Genomic DNA, 16,833 nt, shown 5'->3' with positions numbered 1-16,833 from the left:
AACGATTACTGAGCCAAATCCGTGCCAACATCTAAGCAACTGAATTTAAACAAGAATAAACAAATAAAATTAAGTGGTCTAATCAGCTGTCAAAAAACCTGACAGCAAAAAATAATCAGCATTATACTTTTGTATAGTTTTTTTAGAAAAATCGCGAAATGAACCCACCCGCTTTTTAAACTAAGCTAAGGCACATAATTGCCTTAGTCCAAATTCTCTAATTAAGCCCGTTTCCTGCTGAGTAAAGACGGCCTATCGAGCCAAATCAACGCCCCAATTAGTACCGCCCCTAACAGCATAATCGATGCAGAAAGGTATAAACCAAGATTATAATTGCCAGACCATGCAACCAGTTGCCCAGTCAGTGCCGGTGCAACCATTTGTGCGCCCCCGTAGGCTACGGTCATCTTCCCCATAAATTTGGCTGGATTAGACGGGAAAAAATGCCCCGCCATGGTCAGCACTAAACTTACACACGCCACAAATGAGCCACCAAACAAGATGGCACTAATGCCTATGGTGATAAGGTTTTCTGACATCGCTGGCAGCGCAATACTAATTATTTGAACCAAATAAGCTAAAAACAGGGATTTTAAATAACCCAGTTTTCGTGCGATACGATCCCAAATCAGTACCGCCGGTGATGCCGCGAGGCCCAAGAGAATAAACACCTGCTGCCCATGCCCTTTTAACTCGGGTAAACGCTCAACAATATCAACAATAAAGGTGGCACTGACCACATACCCATAACCAGCGCAACAATACGCCACGATCAACACGTAGCTAAACACCTTGGTGGGCGGTTTATCTACCGGCTTTTTGTCAGTTCCATCAATGGACTTAATAGAGGGGTGAGGCATCCAGCACCACGCTGGAATGGCAAATAAGATCCCCATTAACGACAAATAAATCCATTGGTTTTGCCAAGTAACAGACAACTGCATAAGCGCTTCGACTAACACTGCCGCAAAGAAGATACTGAGCCCGATACCAGAAAAGTGAAACCCCAGTTCAGGGCGCTTATTCTGGTTAACCAACCATTTAAGAATTAACCCTGAGGCAATAATAAAACCTGCCGAAGTACTCACCCCAGACACGTATCTGAGTAGGGCCCACAAGTACACGTTGGTCGTTAATGCCATGGCCGCGGTGGTCAATACCGCAATCACAAGGTACAAACGATACAACTTATACTTATCATCAAGATTATTTAGGTTGGCAACTAAAAGTACGCCAGACAGATAACCAAAATAATTCACCGCGGCTAACCACCCGCCACCAATTTCCGTAAGTCCGGCCTGGCTTTGCATAATAGGAAGTAGTGAGGTGTAGGAAAAACGGGCCACACCAGCCGTTACGATTATGCTACAGATACCAGCAAGGTAAACGCGAGTTGTTGTAAGGCGCACTGTATGTCTGCTCTGTACAAAAAGAAAACAGCAGTATATCGCCCTTTTCATTGTTACAGAAACGAATATTCTTGAATAGAATCTTCAGTGTTTGAAAACAGTAAAACATCGATTAGCCTCTGCGCTGCATTGGCCGACTCATCCTCAACGTTTCGTCACAAATTAGTGAATATTTGATATTTATACTTATGTCGCGTTTTTTCAGTAGTAATTGTGCCCTCTTGTTAATATTATTCTCCTCAACAACCGTTTAGGAACAATGTCGTGAGCTTTTGGTACAAAAGATTTCCTCAATACCCTGAAAATCATCGCGACTATTGGCGAGTTGTACTGGTATTCCATTGTTTACTCATTTCTACCTTAGTCCCTGCGATCATCGCACTCATCAATATTTTTATATTTAAAGAGACCACACTGGCGTCATTAGATCTCAGCGTTTCTTTGATAAGTTTAGGCGCTTATTTCTGGTTCCGTCACTCGGCCAATATTCAATTTGCCTCAGTTTTGTTGGCATTTATTATTACCTTTATGGTGACTTTCTTTATTTATCTTACAGAAGGTTATGCACACTCAATGGTGTGGGCTTTGGTTGTCCCTCCGGTAACGTTTTTTTTATTAGGCCGCACTTGGGGCTCGGTATGCTCAAGCCTGGTATTTGCCGTATGCATTTATATGGCTTATCAGCAAATTGGTAACGCCCCTCAACATCACACTGGCTACGGCTCGTTTTTAAACGTGATAGAAGCCTCGTTACTTATCCTATTGTTATTCCGCTTTTACGAGCGAACAAGATCTCAAGCCTATAAACAACTTGAAGAACACAATATTTTGGTCAGCGAGTTAGCCGAAACCGATCATTTGACTGGTTTGTACAACCGAGAGAAGTTCGATAAAGAATTATATAAAAACTGCGACCCCGACAATCAACGTAGCGTAACCAGCTTGCTACTGGTAGATGTGGATCACTTTAAGAAGATCAACGACAGCCACGGCCATTTAAAAGGGGATGAAGTACTTAAGGCCCTTGCACAGAAGTTAAAGCGGCTAGTTCGTACCACTGACATCGTTGCCCGGTGGGGAGGCGAAGAGTTTGCTATTCTGTTGCCCAATACCGAAAAAGCTTTCGCACTCACTTTGGCCGAACGCCTACGCAGCGAGGTCAACGCCCATCTCATATCAGGGCTTAAAGTCAGTATTAGCATCGGATTGGTTAGTTCGTCGGTGATAAACAGCTCGGACAAATTTCTTCAACAAGCAGACAGCGCGCTATACCAAGCTAAGGCAGATGGCCGAAATCGAGTCATTGCAGCCTAAATACGTTATCGCCGTTGGTTTTAGCTGTAAGCCGAATACGTGGTATTGGGATCCTGAAAAAGTACGTCTTTGTACCCTTTCAGTGGCTCTGAAGGCAGGGATTTTGTGGTGTTGTCCACCACGCTTTCTGCGGTTTTGATTTCACCGTTGTCCACATCATACCCACCAATGGCGCCGGTATCTTCATTATAAAGGTTAAGATTGTTTATCTGGGTAACGGCTTGTTGGGCAAAGGCGTCTTTAAATTCCTGCTCTGACCCATATGAGGATTTCCCCTGATAAGCTAAATAGGCCAATGCATCGTCCACCGTTGCATTACCGGTTGCCAACATTTTTTCGTCAGTGAGAAATTGCATGACATCTTTAATGCCAGCACCACCATGAGAAACGATATCTTGATGCATAAAACGCACAGCAAGATAGCCCTTCGCATAGTGTTCGCTAGAATTATTCCATTGATCAAAAAAGGACGTATCTTGGGCAAAGGCGGCAACGTCTTGGTCATTGTAACCGTCTTCTAAGTCGCCATTAACGGCGGACAGTTGATACAACACCCGTTCGTCTGCACCATGGATCAACTCAGCAGCGCCTTCTTTAAACCACTCTCCTAATGCGTCCATATCCATAGTTTGCCCCATGATGGCGTGGGTCATTTCATGGGCAATGGTTCGGTCGCCATAAAAAGGCTTGTAAGCACCGTTTTCATCCTGTCCTTGGGGAAATTTTGACGTCACAATGGTTAATACTTGATCGGTGGCTCTGCTTAATTCGTCGTCTTGATTTGGAAAGTAGCTCACCGCCGCTAAATATCCCACGTTGGGATCATCATTAAACAGTACCGTTAAAGTGTCATCACCTTGCGCCTTAATACCATAATGTTCTTCCACCATACGCTCAGATTCAGCCAGCCAATTGGTTTTTAACTGCGCTAAGGTATACACCTTATCTTGGTAGCTTTTGTTCCACTCAGAAAAAACACTTTTATCGGTGACTGGATTGTCAGTATTCGCTGGATTAGGAGAATCGGCGTTTGCTTTGTTAGCCTGTGCCTGAGCCGACGGGGTTAAGGAAACCGTATCGGCAGACGGAGCACGACTTTGCCCTTCTTTGGCTGTGCTTTCGGTATGTGAAGGCACTTTACCTGATATTAAAGCTGGCGTGTCTGTATAAGAAGTAACAATATTATCCCGTATATTCATGCTAATTCCCCCGTTGCAGTCACCCTGTATCGGCACATTGACGGTTTTTCGCACACCCTCTAGTGTAAATTTTAGTTAAAGATTTGAATGCAAGGCACAGAAGGGTTTTGACAACGACGACAACGCATAGGATCAAGCTTCTTTTTTTTACGGTAAAAAGCCTTTGCTTCGATGAATTTTTTCTTGCATCCCAAACATCTGCTTTTTTATCGAATAACCCTCGATAGATTAACAGACGAATGGTCTATTACCGTCTTCTGACAACCTCGACCCAAATACAAACGCATGATACGTTATATCATATGAGTACCTATTCGTTATCTCACCAATCAATAAAGCCCACGATAGTAAAATACACTGTCGTGCTTATGCTATTGGCTGCGGTGGGAACCAGTTTTTTATACGAATGGCATGATCTCTCCCATGCGTTGCAAAGCGACAATCATTGTTCTTTGTGTGTAACCCATGATGATCATGACAACCTACTCCCGTTTTCATTTCCGTCTACAACAGCAACATCTCTTGCTGAGATCACCATTGAATTAGCGGCTACTCGCCACTCTCCACTGTTTATTCGCAGTTCGGGAAATCGAGATCCACCTCTACCCGCTTAATTCTGTTTCCCCTCTATTGATTTAAAAACTCTTCACTGTGTTGGTGAAGGGATGGTGTTCTTTATTTACACAAGAGAAAAATGCAATGAAAACTAGAAAGTCTCCTTTGTTGATCGCGGTATTAGCGGCCTTAACTTCCCATGCTCAAGCCAGCGAAGCGGTAAAACAAAAAGATGAGCAAGATGTAGAAAATATTATCATCACTGCATCACCCTTAAGTCGCACCATATTGGAATCGAGTACCCCGGTTTCGGTATTAAGTGGTGAAGAGTTAGATAAAAACCAAGCTGCCACGCTAGGTGATACGTTAGCCAATGTTCCTGGGGTACATAGTACTTACTACGGCCCAGTGGCAAGTAGCCCAATTATCCGTGGTTTAGACGGCCCACGCATTAAAGTGGTACAAAACGGTCTAGATGCGTCTGACGCCTCTCGTGTAGGCCCAGATCACCAAGTCTCTACCGAAACATCAACCGCAAGCCAAATCGAAGTACTGAGAGGCCCTGCAACGTTACTGTACGGTAGTGGCGCAATTGGTGGTGTGGTAAACGTGGTCGACAACCGCCTGCCTTCAGAGCGTCAAGAAGGCCTCTCTGGTGAAGTGTTTGCTCAGTACGATAACGTTGCCGACTCTAAAACCGTTTCAACGGATTTGAACGTGGGTACCGGTGATTTTGTTTTCCACGTTGACGGCTACAACCGTAAAACTGACGACTATAAAATTCCTGTACCCGCTGATGTGAACGAATCCGGCGGTAGCGGTACTCTGGATAATTCAGCCATCAGCGCCCATGGTTTTAATTTAGGCGGTGGCTGGATCACCGACGACACCCGTGTGGCACTGTCTTATGGCAGCATGGACTCTGAATACGGCTTACCCGTAGAAGAAGACGTTTATATAAAACTCAAACAAGATCGCTATCAAAGCGTAATTGACTGGAATAACCTCGACGGATTTTTCGAGCAAGTACATTTCCAAAATGGCTTTACCGACTACGAACACACCGAATTTGAAGGTGATGAAGTAGGCACAACCTTTAAAAACAAAACCTTTGAATCTCGCTTATGGGCCAATCACGAAGCCGTGTCTGGTTGGAAAGGTGTAATGGGTGTGCATTATAATTACTCCGATGCCTCTGCATTAGGTGAAGAAGCGTTTACGCCTCCTACAAGCACCGATTCTATTGCTGCCTTTATGATGGAAGAACGTCAAATTGGTGATTTAACGTGGCAACTTGGGGCAAGAGTAGAAACCCTCACCCACGAAGTTGACGACGAATTTTATAGCGAACTAGACAGCAGCATCACCTTTGAAGACAAAGATTATACGTCGGTGTCTGGTTCTGCCGGTGTGGTTTGGAATATCAACGACAATCATTCATTGGCGTTTAACTATGCCTATTCACAACGTGCGCCTTCCGCCTCTGAGATTTTCTCTTACGGCCCTCATGTTGGCTCACAAACCTATGAAATTGGTGGCGCTTTCAACATCGACGAAGCAGATGGTGTGTATTCAGTTAGCCAAGCCTCTGGCGATATGGACAAGGAAGCATCCAACAATGTGGATTTAACCTATCGCTACAATGCCGACATGTGGAATGCCACAGTGAGCGTTTTTTACAATCAGGTCGACGACTATATTTTTGAACAGCGTACAGGATTGGTGTATTTCGACGGTGGCTTAGTCACCGAAGACAGCTTCGACGAATACGTTGACTTATACGGAGAACCCGAAGAAGAAACAGACGGCTTGTCGGTAATTAATTTCGAGCAACAAGATGCCAACCTATACGGTTTCGAAGCACAGGTAGATATGCATCTTACCGAAGAGTTACGCTGGGAAGTATTCACTGATTACACCCGCGCGGAATTAGACGCTGGCGGTAACGTTCCGCGTATTCCACCTTTACGTTTTGGTACGTCTTTGCACTACGAACAAGGTGCTTGGCATAGTGAAGTCGAGTTTATTCGCAACAATAAGCAAGACAAAATTTCCGACTACGAAACGCAAACCGATGGTTACAACATGGTATCGGCCTCTGTGAACTACTACCTTGATTTAGACGACGTAGATATGACCTTTTATCTCGAAGGTAAAAACCTAGGAGATGTTGAAGGCCGGGTGCATTCCTCTTATGTTAAAGACGAAGTACCACTACCTGGACGTTCTGTTAGTTTAGGTGTGCGTGCCAGTTTCTAATACCCGTGTGAGGGACTAACGGTACTGTCCTTCTCAACCTTAAAAAAGGTAACGCCGGCTTTAAAGCGGGCGTTACCTTTTTTTATCAGCGATTGTGTTTTTTACCTACCCCTGTAGTTCTTACCCCATTCTGACTACCTTGCGCGAAGAGTGTAGCGCGACTTTCCCCGCCGCTGCGCCCTCCAGTTACAAGGGCTACCGCCAATAACCTTGTTACCGGTATAAAGCAAAGTGCTAAGCATGCTTCCCGGCATAGGAAATGCAATTCTCTTTTACTCATGTTTAGCGAAACAGGAGAAAGCAGTATGTCGAATCAAGATCAATACACTTTACAAGATCCTCGCACCCAATATCATACCGGCGACACGCACCAAAACAGCGATCAACCTAGCCCTGCCCTAGACAGCAAGTTGTCACCATCTTCCGATCACGGAGAACAAACTTATCGTGGCGCAGACAGACTAAAAGGCAGAAAGGCGCTGATTACCGGCGGCGATTCGGGAATTGGTCGGGCCGTTGCCATCGCATTTGCCCGCGAAGGAGCAAGTGTGGTGATCAATTATTTACCTGAAGAAAAGGTAGACGGTGAAGACACGCTGGCCCTACTTAAAGAGGCCGGGGTAGAGGCAACCGCCATTGCTGGCGACATCAAAAACGAAGAATTTTGCACCGCGTTAGTCAAGCAAGCCCATGAATTTATGGGCGGGCTGGATATTTTAGTAAACAATGCCGGTAAGCAGCAGTTTGTACAAAATATTGAAGATCTTTCTACCGAGCAGTTTACAACAACCTTTCAAACGAATGTATTTGCCATGTTTTGGATCACCAAAGCGGCCTCTCAATACATGCCCGCTGGCGGTAGTATTATTAACACAACTTCCATTCAGTGTTATCAACCTTCTCCGGGGTTATTGGATTATTCCTCTACCAAAGGGGCCATTACCTCGTTCACAAAATCCTGTGCAAAAATGCTGATTGAAAAGGGTATTCGGGTAAATGGCGTTGCGCCCGGCCCCATTTGGACACCCATTCAGCAAAGTGGTGGACAACCGGCTGAAAAGCTACCCAACTTTGGTGAAAACACGCCAATGGGCAGACCCGGTCAACCGGCAGAGCTCGCCCCCACTTATGTGTATTTGGCATCGCAAGAATCCAGTTATGTGACGGCCGAAATTATGGGCGTAACGGGCGGAAAGCACTTACCTTAAGGTGTTTAAAAACAAAAAAAGGGCGATTCACATCGCCCTTTTTTTATAGTTATAACTCGCTATTTAGTCAGTACTTGTTGATAAAAAGCTTCTAAATCATCATGCAACGACACCAAAGCTTCTGGGTTTAAGTACAACATATGACCCGAAGGGTAATAGCCAATTTCCAGATTGTTCTTACGTGCATCAGGTAATTGCATATGTGCTAAGTCATACTCGGTGGCATGAAACGGTGTAGCCAAATCATAATAACCGTTGGCCGAAAATACATGTAAGTAGGGGTTAGTACGCATGGCATTACCTAAATCATCAACCACAAAAGGCAGTTGTGATTTACGATTACTATGAGGCAGTCTATGACTCCAGTCCCAGTTACGGAAGGCTTGCAGGCTAAATACCCGATACGGTTCGTCAGCATGATAGTTTAATGATGTAGTTAGATAATCATTAAACATGGCAATAAACGCAGGGGACGGCGCAGTATCTGATGCGTCAGTATCTGGGCGCTCACCAATGCTGTTTTTATCAATGCTGGTAAAGCGGCCATCGTAACGTCCTACAATTTGCTCTTCATCCCGCAGTAGCTCTTTTCTAAACTGAGATTGTCCAACCCGTAAATTCGCGTGTTCTAAATACTTCACACTCAGGCCGGTAAATTGATGTAACCGTTCGGCAATCAGTGTTTGCTCTTGGGCCGATAAGTTGTGCCCTTTGGCTAACGCACGGGCATAGTCACCTTCGGCAAATTCACGCACTTCGTCTAAGAATGGCGCGAGTTGTGCAGGTTTGCTAGGCAGTTTATCGTGGTAGTACGCTACCGATGCAAAGGTGGGTAATAGACCAACGAATTCTCTATCTAGCCCAGGTGCATCAGCCCCGTAGTTCAAAATACTGGATATCAGCACTACGCCATTCATGGCCATGCCACTTTCTTGCAGTTTATTGGCAAGGGCCGGCGCACGAATGGTGCCATAAGATTCACCCATCAAAAACTTCGGTGAATTCCAACGCTGGTTAACCGTTACGTAGCGCGTAATGAAACGAGCAAAACCATCAACGTCCTGATCAACACCCCAGAATTTTTGTCCCGGATTAGCGCCCTTCGACTTCTGCTTATCGTTGCTTTCTTCGCTAAGTGCACGGGTTAACCCCGTATCGAAAGCATCAATAAATACAAGATCGGTGGAATCGAGTAAGGTGTATTGGTTATCCAATAAGGTATAGGGCGCAGTAGGCGTAGGCGCAGCATTGGTGGTTTTTACACGTTTTGGCCCAAACGAGCCCATGTGTAACCACAATGAAGAAGAGCCTGGACCACCATTAAATACGAACGTGACCGGACGGGTTTCATTCTTATCGGCAGGTTTGGTATAGGCCACATAAAACACACTGGCTGACGGTTTGTTGTCGTCATCCTTAATGATCATGTTTCCGGTGGTTGCCGAATATTTAAAGGTTTTACCGTTCAACTTAATGTGATGCTGGGTAACAACCTGCTTGTCGGTTGCCTCCTGAATCTTTTGAATTTGTGTTTTATCGGTATCTGATGCGGCCAATACATTGGCGGTGGTAAATGAAAGCAAACTTGCACAAAGAAGGGGAACTAATAATCGTTGTCCCATGAATACACTCCACTAGTTAAAGACCTATCAAAACTAGCACGAACGGCATCGTCAAAAACTCCTAATCCCCTGAACTATATGAAAAAAAAGCTAAGTAGCCAATATAAAATAGGTAACAAAAAACGGCTGCGATAACTGGCATTTAGGTAAGATAAACGCCCTACCTCTCGCTTTAATGAACAGGGTTAGAAAAGCGCACTCAGACCCTTAAACCTGTCTAAGTAAGTATGGGTTAAGTTATGACTTAACAACGTTAAGTCTTCACTTGGCGTGTCAATGGCCGTGGCCACAGCTACAGGCAGTTGGGCAGGTGTAACGACCCTTGGCATATGAGAGAGATCCCATGTATCCATGTAGTTAATTTGTTTTTCCGATGACGATAAGAGGGCAACCCGAGGAACGCTAAACGACATCGCGGTAATTAAACCGTGTAGGCTACTTCCGCAGTAGCAAGATCCATTGCGAATTAGGCTTATTACATCGAAAATATTACCGTCCGCATGGATACTGTAAGTGATCTTGTCATCTAACAAAGAGACGATGCTATCAATGCCGTCTAGCTTACTGTCACCTTCTTGTTCTATTCCGTTAGTAATAAATACAATAGGTAAATCAAGGGTTAGACTGGTTTCTGACAAACCTTTGGCCAAAACGGCTTCTTTACCTTTTAGTTCCTCTTGGGCTAATTGAACAACAAGATAGCCATTGATATAGTTTTCAATAATCTGTTTCGCGACATATGATGATTTATTTTCTAACTCAGCAACAGAGATATAAGATGACATAACAGTGGTTAAATCAGGCGCTAATTGCGGCCCACGACAACCCACACGCTGCAATTGAATTTGTGAGCATTTATCTCTAACAGAAAGGCTACAGGTTTCGCTGAGCAATTCGTTTACGGGCACAAACTTGGCTGTCTCAGCACCATCTACAAAATGACTAGTATCCACTGAATCATAAACAATTTTTCTTGTGTTACCCACCTCAACACGAGATAAAGTAAAAGGGTACTTACCTATCGTTGTAGGCCCAGCAATAACCTCGTCGCCCACCATAAATAAGGTGGCATCGTCCTCACTCATTTTTAGCGCTTTTTTTATTGATATGGTTTTCTTTGCTACACAATGAGGTAGATTGTGTCGTGTAAGACTAGCAACTAATACATTTTTATTAGGAAGTAGGTCACTGAACACTCGCTCCATAACTAAAGGATAGAGTAAACTTCCATACTCGTGCTGATCAAAACGGCCGAATAAAATAACATCATCCATATTATTCAAACACTTAAGTCATTTTTGACTTATTTTACGTGAATAATATGTATGATTTATTACAATTTAAAAGCACTTCGTCACATGCCATACGAAAAACCGTATTAAAAATACAAGCTATTGATTTACCAACATATAACGAAGTCGCTTTTAATAGGGTTACAGCTAAAAAAAGCGAAAATTCTCTAACTTTCTCTAAACTAAGAGGGGATTTTACGTTTCTCGAACGATTTCTATAATTTCAGTAGTAGAAATTGAAGCAGTTCTTGATAAGTAAACAACTTCACAAATATCTTTGAACTCATCAAACCGCCCTTTCCAATCATCCCCCATTACCAATATATCAGCTTTATAATCAATGATATACTGACGCTTAAGCGCCAGGGATTCTTCAAAAAACGTTTCATCTACAAATTTTAATTCTTGAATTATCTCTTTTCGGTGCTCTTGATTGTATATTGGATTACGCTGTTTTTTCGAATAATTCAGTGCATCAGTAGATACGCCGACAATGAGATAATCCCCTAGGGCTCTGGCCCTTTTTAATATTTTTAAATGGCCAACATGAAACAAATCGAATGTGCCAAATGTTAACACTCTCTTCACAGTAAAAATCCTTATTTAATGCTATTTAAATAGTCAAATAAATTTGCTGAAAACGGAGACTCATCTAGAACAGCTAGATTATGAAATTTTTCTTTTAATCGTTGATATTCATTTTTATACTTTTCATCTATTTCATTTTCTTTTAACGAGATTAGACGATGGATTATTTCGCCCCACGAATAACAATAGGGCTTCAATGTAACCGCCTCAAATTCAAAATAAAGAGAGCGCTCACGCTTTTTATATTCATCGAGGTCAAAGGGTGCAAATACAATAGGCTTGTCTGACAATAGAAAATCAAAATAGATACTAGAATAATCGCTAATCAAACAGTCGTATTGACTAATCGAATCATAAATATCATTACCTGAATCTAATTTTATTACCTTAGAGTTTTTTATTTTTTGTACTATATTAGCTGGAGGCTTATTTACCGGATGCATTCGCAAAGTTAATTCAATATTGTGCTTGGTTAGCTGCCTTTCTATGTGTTCGAAATCAAATCCATAGCGTTCGAACAGATCACATTCCGATGCCATTCCTCCTCTGAAGGTTGGCATATAGATGCATCTAAAGCGGTCATTCTCGGTATTATTATCTGTTGTAAAAAACACATCATTGCGAGGGAAACCGCACGGTAGCACCTGGGCTTCATCGACTCTAAATGCTTGAGCTAAGATTTTTTGGGTCAATGGGCTTGTAGCAATAACAACGTCATTTCTGTGCCTGTTATAAGGCGACATAAAATCTACGAAACGACCGAAGGCATTTTTCTTCTTTTTTCTATCCGCAAAAACATCAAACATGATCTTTTTTAAAGGAATACCATGCCAAAGCTGAATGACTTTCGTTTTTTTACCGATACATGGAGAGAAAACATCATCGTGCAAGGACTGACAAATAATGGCTTTACTTGCCCGGAGTTGACACCAAATTCCTCGGGCGCTTTGTTCGTGGTAGGCAAGCCCTCCAGCTTCACGGACTTGGTGGATCACATCACTATTTTTGGTAATCCATATTGTCTTATATTTCTGGTTATGTTTTTTATTAACATACTCAAAAAAGGCTTTGGGGTTATCATTAAATTTTTGACCAAACCAAGCACCAAATACCCAAACCTTTTCGTCTTTTGGAATTAAATTACCTAATATATAAAATAGATAATTTTTTAGTAACAACATAATGAGTTTTATTTTTTTCACTCTTCTTACTCACAACATACTTCAACACGACGTGCTCTAAATTGCCAAGGAATTAGTTTATATCATTAATTATATAAAATATATCAGTCTTTTTTTCTAATTCTAAGGCATAAACCAGGAAATAGTTTCACCTATGAAAAGTTCTCACCTGCCTACCCCTACTTCGCATCCAGGGTTGGTATTGGTGCTGCTGTAGGTTAAATAAATAAACGCTATAGTGCCCCGCATTGTTACTCGGTTGCAGGCACAGTTCTGCATTCCCATTAGTTAGCCATAAGCCGAAATAGGCTAACCCTGTAATATTAATGCCCAACAAATGTTATTATTTACAAATTATTTGATACATATCATTAACACCCAATTTAAAAAGGAATATCATTTAAGTTTGATCACTGTGCCTGTTTATCACCGAGGTATTGAAAATGAGCTCGATATATTCCAATGGTTTAGAGAAAAATGAAGCTAACTTTTCGCCTGTCACGCCGGTCGATTTTTTAGCCCGCGCCAACGATGTTTACCCAAATGCAATCAGTATTATTCATGGCGCGTTACGACAAACTTGGGCGCAAACTTATCAGCGCTGTTGTCGGTATGCCTCGGCATTGAAAAAAGCCGGCATTAAAAAAGGAGATACCGTTGCGGTAATGCTCCCCAATACCCCCGCGATGGTGGAATCTCATTTTGCCATCCCTATGGTAGGCGCGGTGATAAACGCCATTAATATTCGCTTAGATGAACATACCATCGCTTTTATTCTCGAACACGGTGAAGCCAAATTACTTTTAGTGGACAAAGAGTTTAGTCAGGTGGTGAAAAGGGCGTTATTGCGCCTGCCTAACCCGCCAAAGGTTATCAACGTAGATGATGTGCTTTATGACGGGCCGGGCGAAGCCATAGGTGATGTGTTTTACGAAGCCTTTATTGCCAGCGGTGACGAGGGGTTTGTTGCCGAGCCCCCCACCGACGAATGGGATGCCATTGCGTTGAACTACACCTCGGGAACTACCGGCAACCCTAAAGGGGTGGTGTATTCACACCGTGGTGCCTATCTGGCTGCGGTGTCAAATATACTCGAATGGGATATGCCCAAACACCCTTGTTACCTGTGGACATTGCCCATGTTTCATTGCAACGGGTGGACGTTTCCCTGGGTAATTGCCGCCCGCGCAGGTATCAATGTGTGCTTGCGAAAAGTTGACCCTGCGCTTATTTTTGATCTGATCAGGCAGCACAAGGTAAGCCATTACTGTGGCGCTCCCATTGTGCATTCTATGTTGATTAACGCCGACGATAGCCTAAAACAGGGTATCGAGCACAAGGTGTCGGCCTTTGTGGCTGGCGCAGCGCCATCTGCGGCGATGATAGAAGGAATGGACAGCCTAGGTTTTGATATTATTCACGTTTATGGCCTAACCGAGGTGTATGGCCCAGCTATAGTGTGCGACAAACAGCACCATTGGCAAGCACTTAGCCTAGCCGAGCAGGCCCAATTAAACTCTCGCCAGGGCGTCCGCTATCACTTGCAACAAGGGGTTGATGTATTTGATACCGTAACCGGTCAGCCGGTCCCCAAAGACGGTGAAACCATTGGTGAAGTTGTAGTGCGGGGCAACATCACCATGAAAGGCTACCTCAAAAATCCCAGTGCTACCGCTGACGCCTTTGCCAACGGCTGGTTTAAAACCGGCGATTTAGCAGTGATTTACCCCGATAATTACATCAAGTTAAAAGATCGTAGCAAAGACATTATTATTTCTGGCGGCGAGAATATCTCCAGTATTGAAGTAGAAGATTGTTTATATCAACACCCTGCGGTGATGCTTGCCGCCGTTGTGGCAATGCCAGATGAAAAATGGGGAGAAACCGTGTGTGCCTTTATCGAACTTAAAGCTGGAACAAGTGCCACCGAAGCCGAAATGATTACCCACTGCAAAGCCAATCTCGCACATTTTAAAGTACCGCGAGTGGTGAAATTTGAAGAAGTACCGAAAACCTCGACAGGAAAAATTCAAAAATTCGCGTTACGCAAACAACTCAATAGCAAAGCGTCTATCGCCAACTAATAAGCGGGGTACCGCCACCGGCTATTGCCCCGCTGTTAGGGCAATACGTCAGGGCGAAAGGCAAAACTCGCCATTTTCGTTGGATGGCATTGCTGTCGCGGCACAATTCATAAATTAAAACAAAGACATTTATGGGTAACTCTTCTGAGGTACAAATAGCAAACAACATAGATATTCATTTCGCCACTAAATACTTCTCACTACCAGAGATCAAGAATATTAGAAACGTAAAACTGCCGGTAAAGCGAGACTCGAAAGTTTCTTATAAACCTACATTCAACTAGGAAGCAATTATAATATTTGTGTAATGTATGGATAAATTGATTTTAGTTCCATTCTGGTCGATTTCGAGGGTAAACAAATCGCCACTACTGCCTATAACTGTCGCTAAATACACTTTACCTTCGATCCACACAGAGAGTTGTGAACCATACGTAATAAGTGTGTTGTAAAATGTACTGGTAGTTAAATCCATAATAAATCATCCTTTCTTTATTGTAGTGTTGAGATTGATTTGTCATAGTTTTCCTGACAGACCTTTTCTATATCGATATCCCCATTGGCCTCGCTTCTACACTTCTCTAAGGTCTTATCAAATTGCGGTTTATAGATCTTCAGAAGTACAGCGTTGTGTTCACTTTTCACAGTCGAAAGCGTCTTTGCTGCCGCTGCCTCTGCTTCCGTTTTGGCAGTTTCTGCTTTCGTTTGCTCAGTTTTTGCCTTTGCCTCTGCGGTAGCGGCTTTTAACCTATCAGCCTCAACCATCTTAAACATGGTATCAATAATTATTGAGACATTAGCTTGAACTGGTGACTCATTTCCTGAGCCATCTGGTTCTAGATAGCCATTGGCTGCGAGAATACATACCATAGAAGCGAAGTTCGCATTGAGCACAGTCAGTTCACTGCGCCCTGAAAGAGCAACTACGGTTGAAGTTGCTTTTAAACTGGCTTCAAGGGCTTGTGCTAATTCAACGGTCTCAGAATCATTCGCCGTATCTAGTGCGGAAGTCAGCGCCTGTGTAGCATCATTGGACGTAGTAATTGCCGTTTCAAAAGATGTGGACATGCCAATGTCCGGGAATGGCTCTGGGCAAACAATTTTCTGTTTGTCTTTAGTCCATATATATACATTGCGAAGTTGACCTGGCGCTGAGGCTATTTCTAGTACATCGAAGGCAGTCTCCTCAGTTGTTGTATCGTCAATCGATAACGTCTTTTGTTCGGCAAGATCAAGCGTTGAACAGCCCGCGAGAGCTGCAATAAGAGGGAACAATAAAGTGGGTTTCATCCTTTAACCTTTAGTAACTCTTCTCCATTAAGTGGTCAAATAATAGACAACCCAATGACTAAACACAACATCAATTATTTAAATATTGGATAAATAGTTTGTAGCCTTACTAACAACTCACTGTCGTTAACGTTACGCTCTTTTCAATTTATAGTGGGTATTTCAAACGTAGGATAAAGTTTTATCATCGCTGCTATTTTTGTGAAGTCCTCTCACCATTAACGCCTGACCTTCTGCAGTCCACTCTTTACAAGTGTAGTGGCATAGTTAATTTGGCCACCTAATTAGAGCTGCTATGAAAGCAGCATAACAAAGTTAGGTGACAAAATGGCAAAGAAAGGCCCGAACTTTAGTCCTGAATTCAGACTCGAAACAGCGCAGTTGGTAGTTGATCAAGGTTACACCAATAAAGAAGCCGCCGAAGCAATGGGCGTCGGTTACTCCACTATTGGTAAATGGGTAAGTCAATTGCGTGAGGAACGTGCAGGTAAAGCGCCTCAGGCAACCCCCATGACCGATGAGCAGCGTGAAATCAGGGAGCTTAAAAAGCAGGTTGAGCGACTTGAGTAAGAGAAAGATATATTAAAAAAAGCTTCTGCTCTGTTGATGTCGGACTCCATGAAACACTCGCGTTAATCGAGAGACTGAATTAGAGCAGTCGTTGTCCTCTGAATCAATTGTACAAAGTACTGGATGTCCACCGAAGTACTTTTGAATACTGGAAGCAGCGTGACAAAAAACCGTCGCCTGAAGCTATATTGAGTCTTCAGGCTTTACCGAAATAGCTAGGTAGCGAATACCACTTTCAGTGCTAATCGTCCGAAGAAAATCC

13 protein-coding genes are annotated in these 16,833 nt (G+C 43.2%); 6 read left to right on the top strand and 7 right to left on the bottom strand.

Features of this window, described 5'->3' with window-relative positions:
* Nucleotides 1–221: 221 nt before the first annotated feature.
* Nucleotides 222–1,409 (bottom strand): YbfB/YjiJ family MFS transporter, encoded by a 1,188-nt coding sequence (locus KO501_RS17265; RefSeq protein ID WP_354667847.1) that lies wholly within the window; start codon nucleotides 1,407–1,409, stop codon nucleotides 222–224.
* 264 nt (nucleotides 1,410–1,673) lie between these two features.
* Between KO501_RS17265 and KO501_RS18615 the strand changes: the two genes are divergently transcribed.
* Nucleotides 1,674–2,723, top strand: a complete 1,050-nt coding sequence (locus KO501_RS18615) for a GGDEF domain-containing protein (RefSeq protein ID WP_216030936.1) — start codon at nucleotides 1,674–1,676, stop codon at nucleotides 2,721–2,723.
* Between the two features lie 20 nt (nucleotides 2,724–2,743).
* On the opposite strand, the gene KO501_RS17255 is transcribed toward KO501_RS18615, so the two are convergent.
* Complete coding sequence (locus KO501_RS17255; protein ID WP_216030935.1) at nucleotides 2,744–3,922, bottom strand: flagellinolysin; 1,179 nt, start codon at nucleotides 3,920–3,922, stop codon at nucleotides 2,744–2,746.
* Between the two features lie 302 nt (nucleotides 3,923–4,224).
* Between KO501_RS17255 and KO501_RS17250 the strand changes: the two genes are divergently transcribed.
* The 3 genes from KO501_RS17250 (at nucleotide 4,225) to KO501_RS17240 (ending at nucleotide 7,944) form a co-directional block, all read left to right on the top strand.
* On the top strand, nucleotides 4,225–4,536 hold the full coding sequence (locus tag KO501_RS17250) for a hypothetical protein (RefSeq protein ID WP_216030934.1): 312 nt from the start codon (nucleotides 4,225–4,227) through the stop codon (nucleotides 4,534–4,536).
* A gap of 85 nt (nucleotides 4,537–4,621) precedes the next feature.
* Nucleotides 4,622–6,736, top strand: coding sequence for a TonB-dependent receptor (locus KO501_RS17245; protein WP_216030933.1), 2,115 nt, complete (start codon nucleotides 4,622–4,624; stop codon nucleotides 6,734–6,736).
* A 305-nt stretch (nucleotides 6,737–7,041) separates the two neighbouring features.
* Nucleotides 7,042–7,944: an SDR family oxidoreductase gene (locus KO501_RS17240; RefSeq protein ID WP_216030932.1), complete on the top strand. Its 903-nt coding sequence runs from the start codon at nucleotides 7,042–7,044 to the stop codon at nucleotides 7,942–7,944.
* Nucleotides 7,945–8,003: 59 nt separating this feature from the next.
* Here KO501_RS17240 and KO501_RS17235 read toward each other — a convergent pair whose 3' ends face one another.
* The 4 genes from KO501_RS17235 to KO501_RS17220 all read right to left on the bottom strand — a co-directional run bounded on the left by KO501_RS17235 (nucleotide 8,004) and on the right by KO501_RS17220 (nucleotide 12,648).
* Entirely contained in the window at nucleotides 8,004–9,566 is a 1,563-nt protein-coding gene (locus tag KO501_RS17235) for a peptidase S10 (protein ID WP_216030931.1), read from the bottom strand.
* 185 nt (nucleotides 9,567–9,751) lie between these two features.
* On the bottom strand, nucleotides 9,752–10,651 hold the full coding sequence (locus KO501_RS17230; RefSeq protein WP_216030930.1) for a polysaccharide pyruvyl transferase family protein: 900 nt from the start codon (nucleotides 10,649–10,651) through the stop codon (nucleotides 9,752–9,754).
* 402 nt (nucleotides 10,652–11,053) lie between these two features.
* Nucleotides 11,054–11,446: an adenylyltransferase/cytidyltransferase family protein gene (locus KO501_RS17225; RefSeq protein ID WP_216030929.1), complete on the bottom strand. Its 393-nt coding sequence runs from the start codon at nucleotides 11,444–11,446 to the stop codon at nucleotides 11,054–11,056.
* Between the two features lie 11 nt (nucleotides 11,447–11,457).
* Nucleotides 11,458–12,648 (bottom strand): CDP-glycerol glycerophosphotransferase family protein, encoded by a 1,191-nt coding sequence (locus KO501_RS17220; protein WP_216030928.1) that lies wholly within the window; start codon nucleotides 12,646–12,648, stop codon nucleotides 11,458–11,460.
* Nucleotides 12,649–13,070: 422 nt separating this feature from the next.
* On the opposite strand from KO501_RS17220, the gene KO501_RS17215 reads away from it, so the two are divergent.
* The gene (locus KO501_RS17215) at nucleotides 13,071–14,711 is read left to right on the top strand and encodes an acyl-CoA synthetase (protein WP_216030927.1); all 1,641 of its coding nucleotides are present in this window, start codon (nucleotides 13,071–13,073) and stop codon (nucleotides 14,709–14,711) included.
* Between the two features lie 492 nt (nucleotides 14,712–15,203).
* Here the strand turns inward: KO501_RS17215 and KO501_RS17210 are convergent, their stop codons facing one another.
* Entirely contained in the window at nucleotides 15,204–16,001 is a 798-nt protein-coding gene (locus KO501_RS17210; RefSeq protein ID WP_216030926.1) for a hypothetical protein, read from the bottom strand.
* 327 nt (nucleotides 16,002–16,328) lie between these two features.
* On the opposite strand from KO501_RS17210, the gene KO501_RS17205 reads away from it, so the two are divergent.
* Entirely contained in the window at nucleotides 16,329–16,571 is a 243-nt protein-coding gene (locus KO501_RS17205; RefSeq protein ID WP_216030925.1) for a transposase, read from the top strand.
* Nucleotides 16,572–16,833: the final 262 nt, after the last annotated feature.

Origin of the sequence: Alteromonas sp. C1M14 (assembly GCF_018860965.1) — a bacterium.
GTDB lineage: Bacteria > Pseudomonadota > Gammaproteobacteria > Enterobacterales > Alteromonadaceae > Alteromonas.
This window is presented reverse-complemented; position numbering and strand designations above follow the sequence as displayed.

What these genes read in the sequence shown, in the direction of transcription:
- KO501_RS17255 (WP_216030935.1), bottom strand. Translation starts at nt 3,922, where the DNA reads ATGAATATACGGGATAATATTGTTACTTCTTATACAGACACGCCAGCT.
- KO501_RS17250 (WP_216030934.1), top strand. Translation starts at nt 4,225, where the DNA reads ATGAGTACCTATTCGTTATCTCACCAATCAATAAAGCCCACGATAGTA.
- KO501_RS17245 (WP_216030933.1), top strand. Translation starts at nt 4,622, where the DNA reads ATGAAAACTAGAAAGTCTCCTTTGTTGATCGCGGTATTAGCGGCCTTA.
- KO501_RS17240 (WP_216030932.1), top strand. Translation starts at nt 7,042, where the DNA reads ATGTCGAATCAAGATCAATACACTTTACAAGATCCTCGCACCCAATAT.
- KO501_RS17235 (WP_216030931.1), bottom strand. Translation starts at nt 9,566, where the DNA reads ATGGGACAACGATTATTAGTTCCCCTTCTTTGTGCAAGTTTGCTTTCA.
- KO501_RS17230 (WP_216030930.1), bottom strand. Translation starts at nt 10,651, where the DNA reads ATGAGTGAGGACGATGCCACCTTATTTATGGTGGGCGACGAGGTTATT.
- KO501_RS17215 (WP_216030927.1), top strand. Translation starts at nt 13,071, where the DNA reads ATGAGCTCGATATATTCCAATGGTTTAGAGAAAAATGAAGCTAACTTT.
- KO501_RS17210 (WP_216030926.1), bottom strand. Translation starts at nt 16,001, where the DNA reads ATGAAACCCACTTTATTGTTCCCTCTTATTGCAGCTCTCGCGGGCTGT.
- KO501_RS17205 (WP_216030925.1), top strand. Translation starts at nt 16,329, where the DNA reads ATGGCAAAGAAAGGCCCGAACTTTAGTCCTGAATTCAGACTCGAAACA.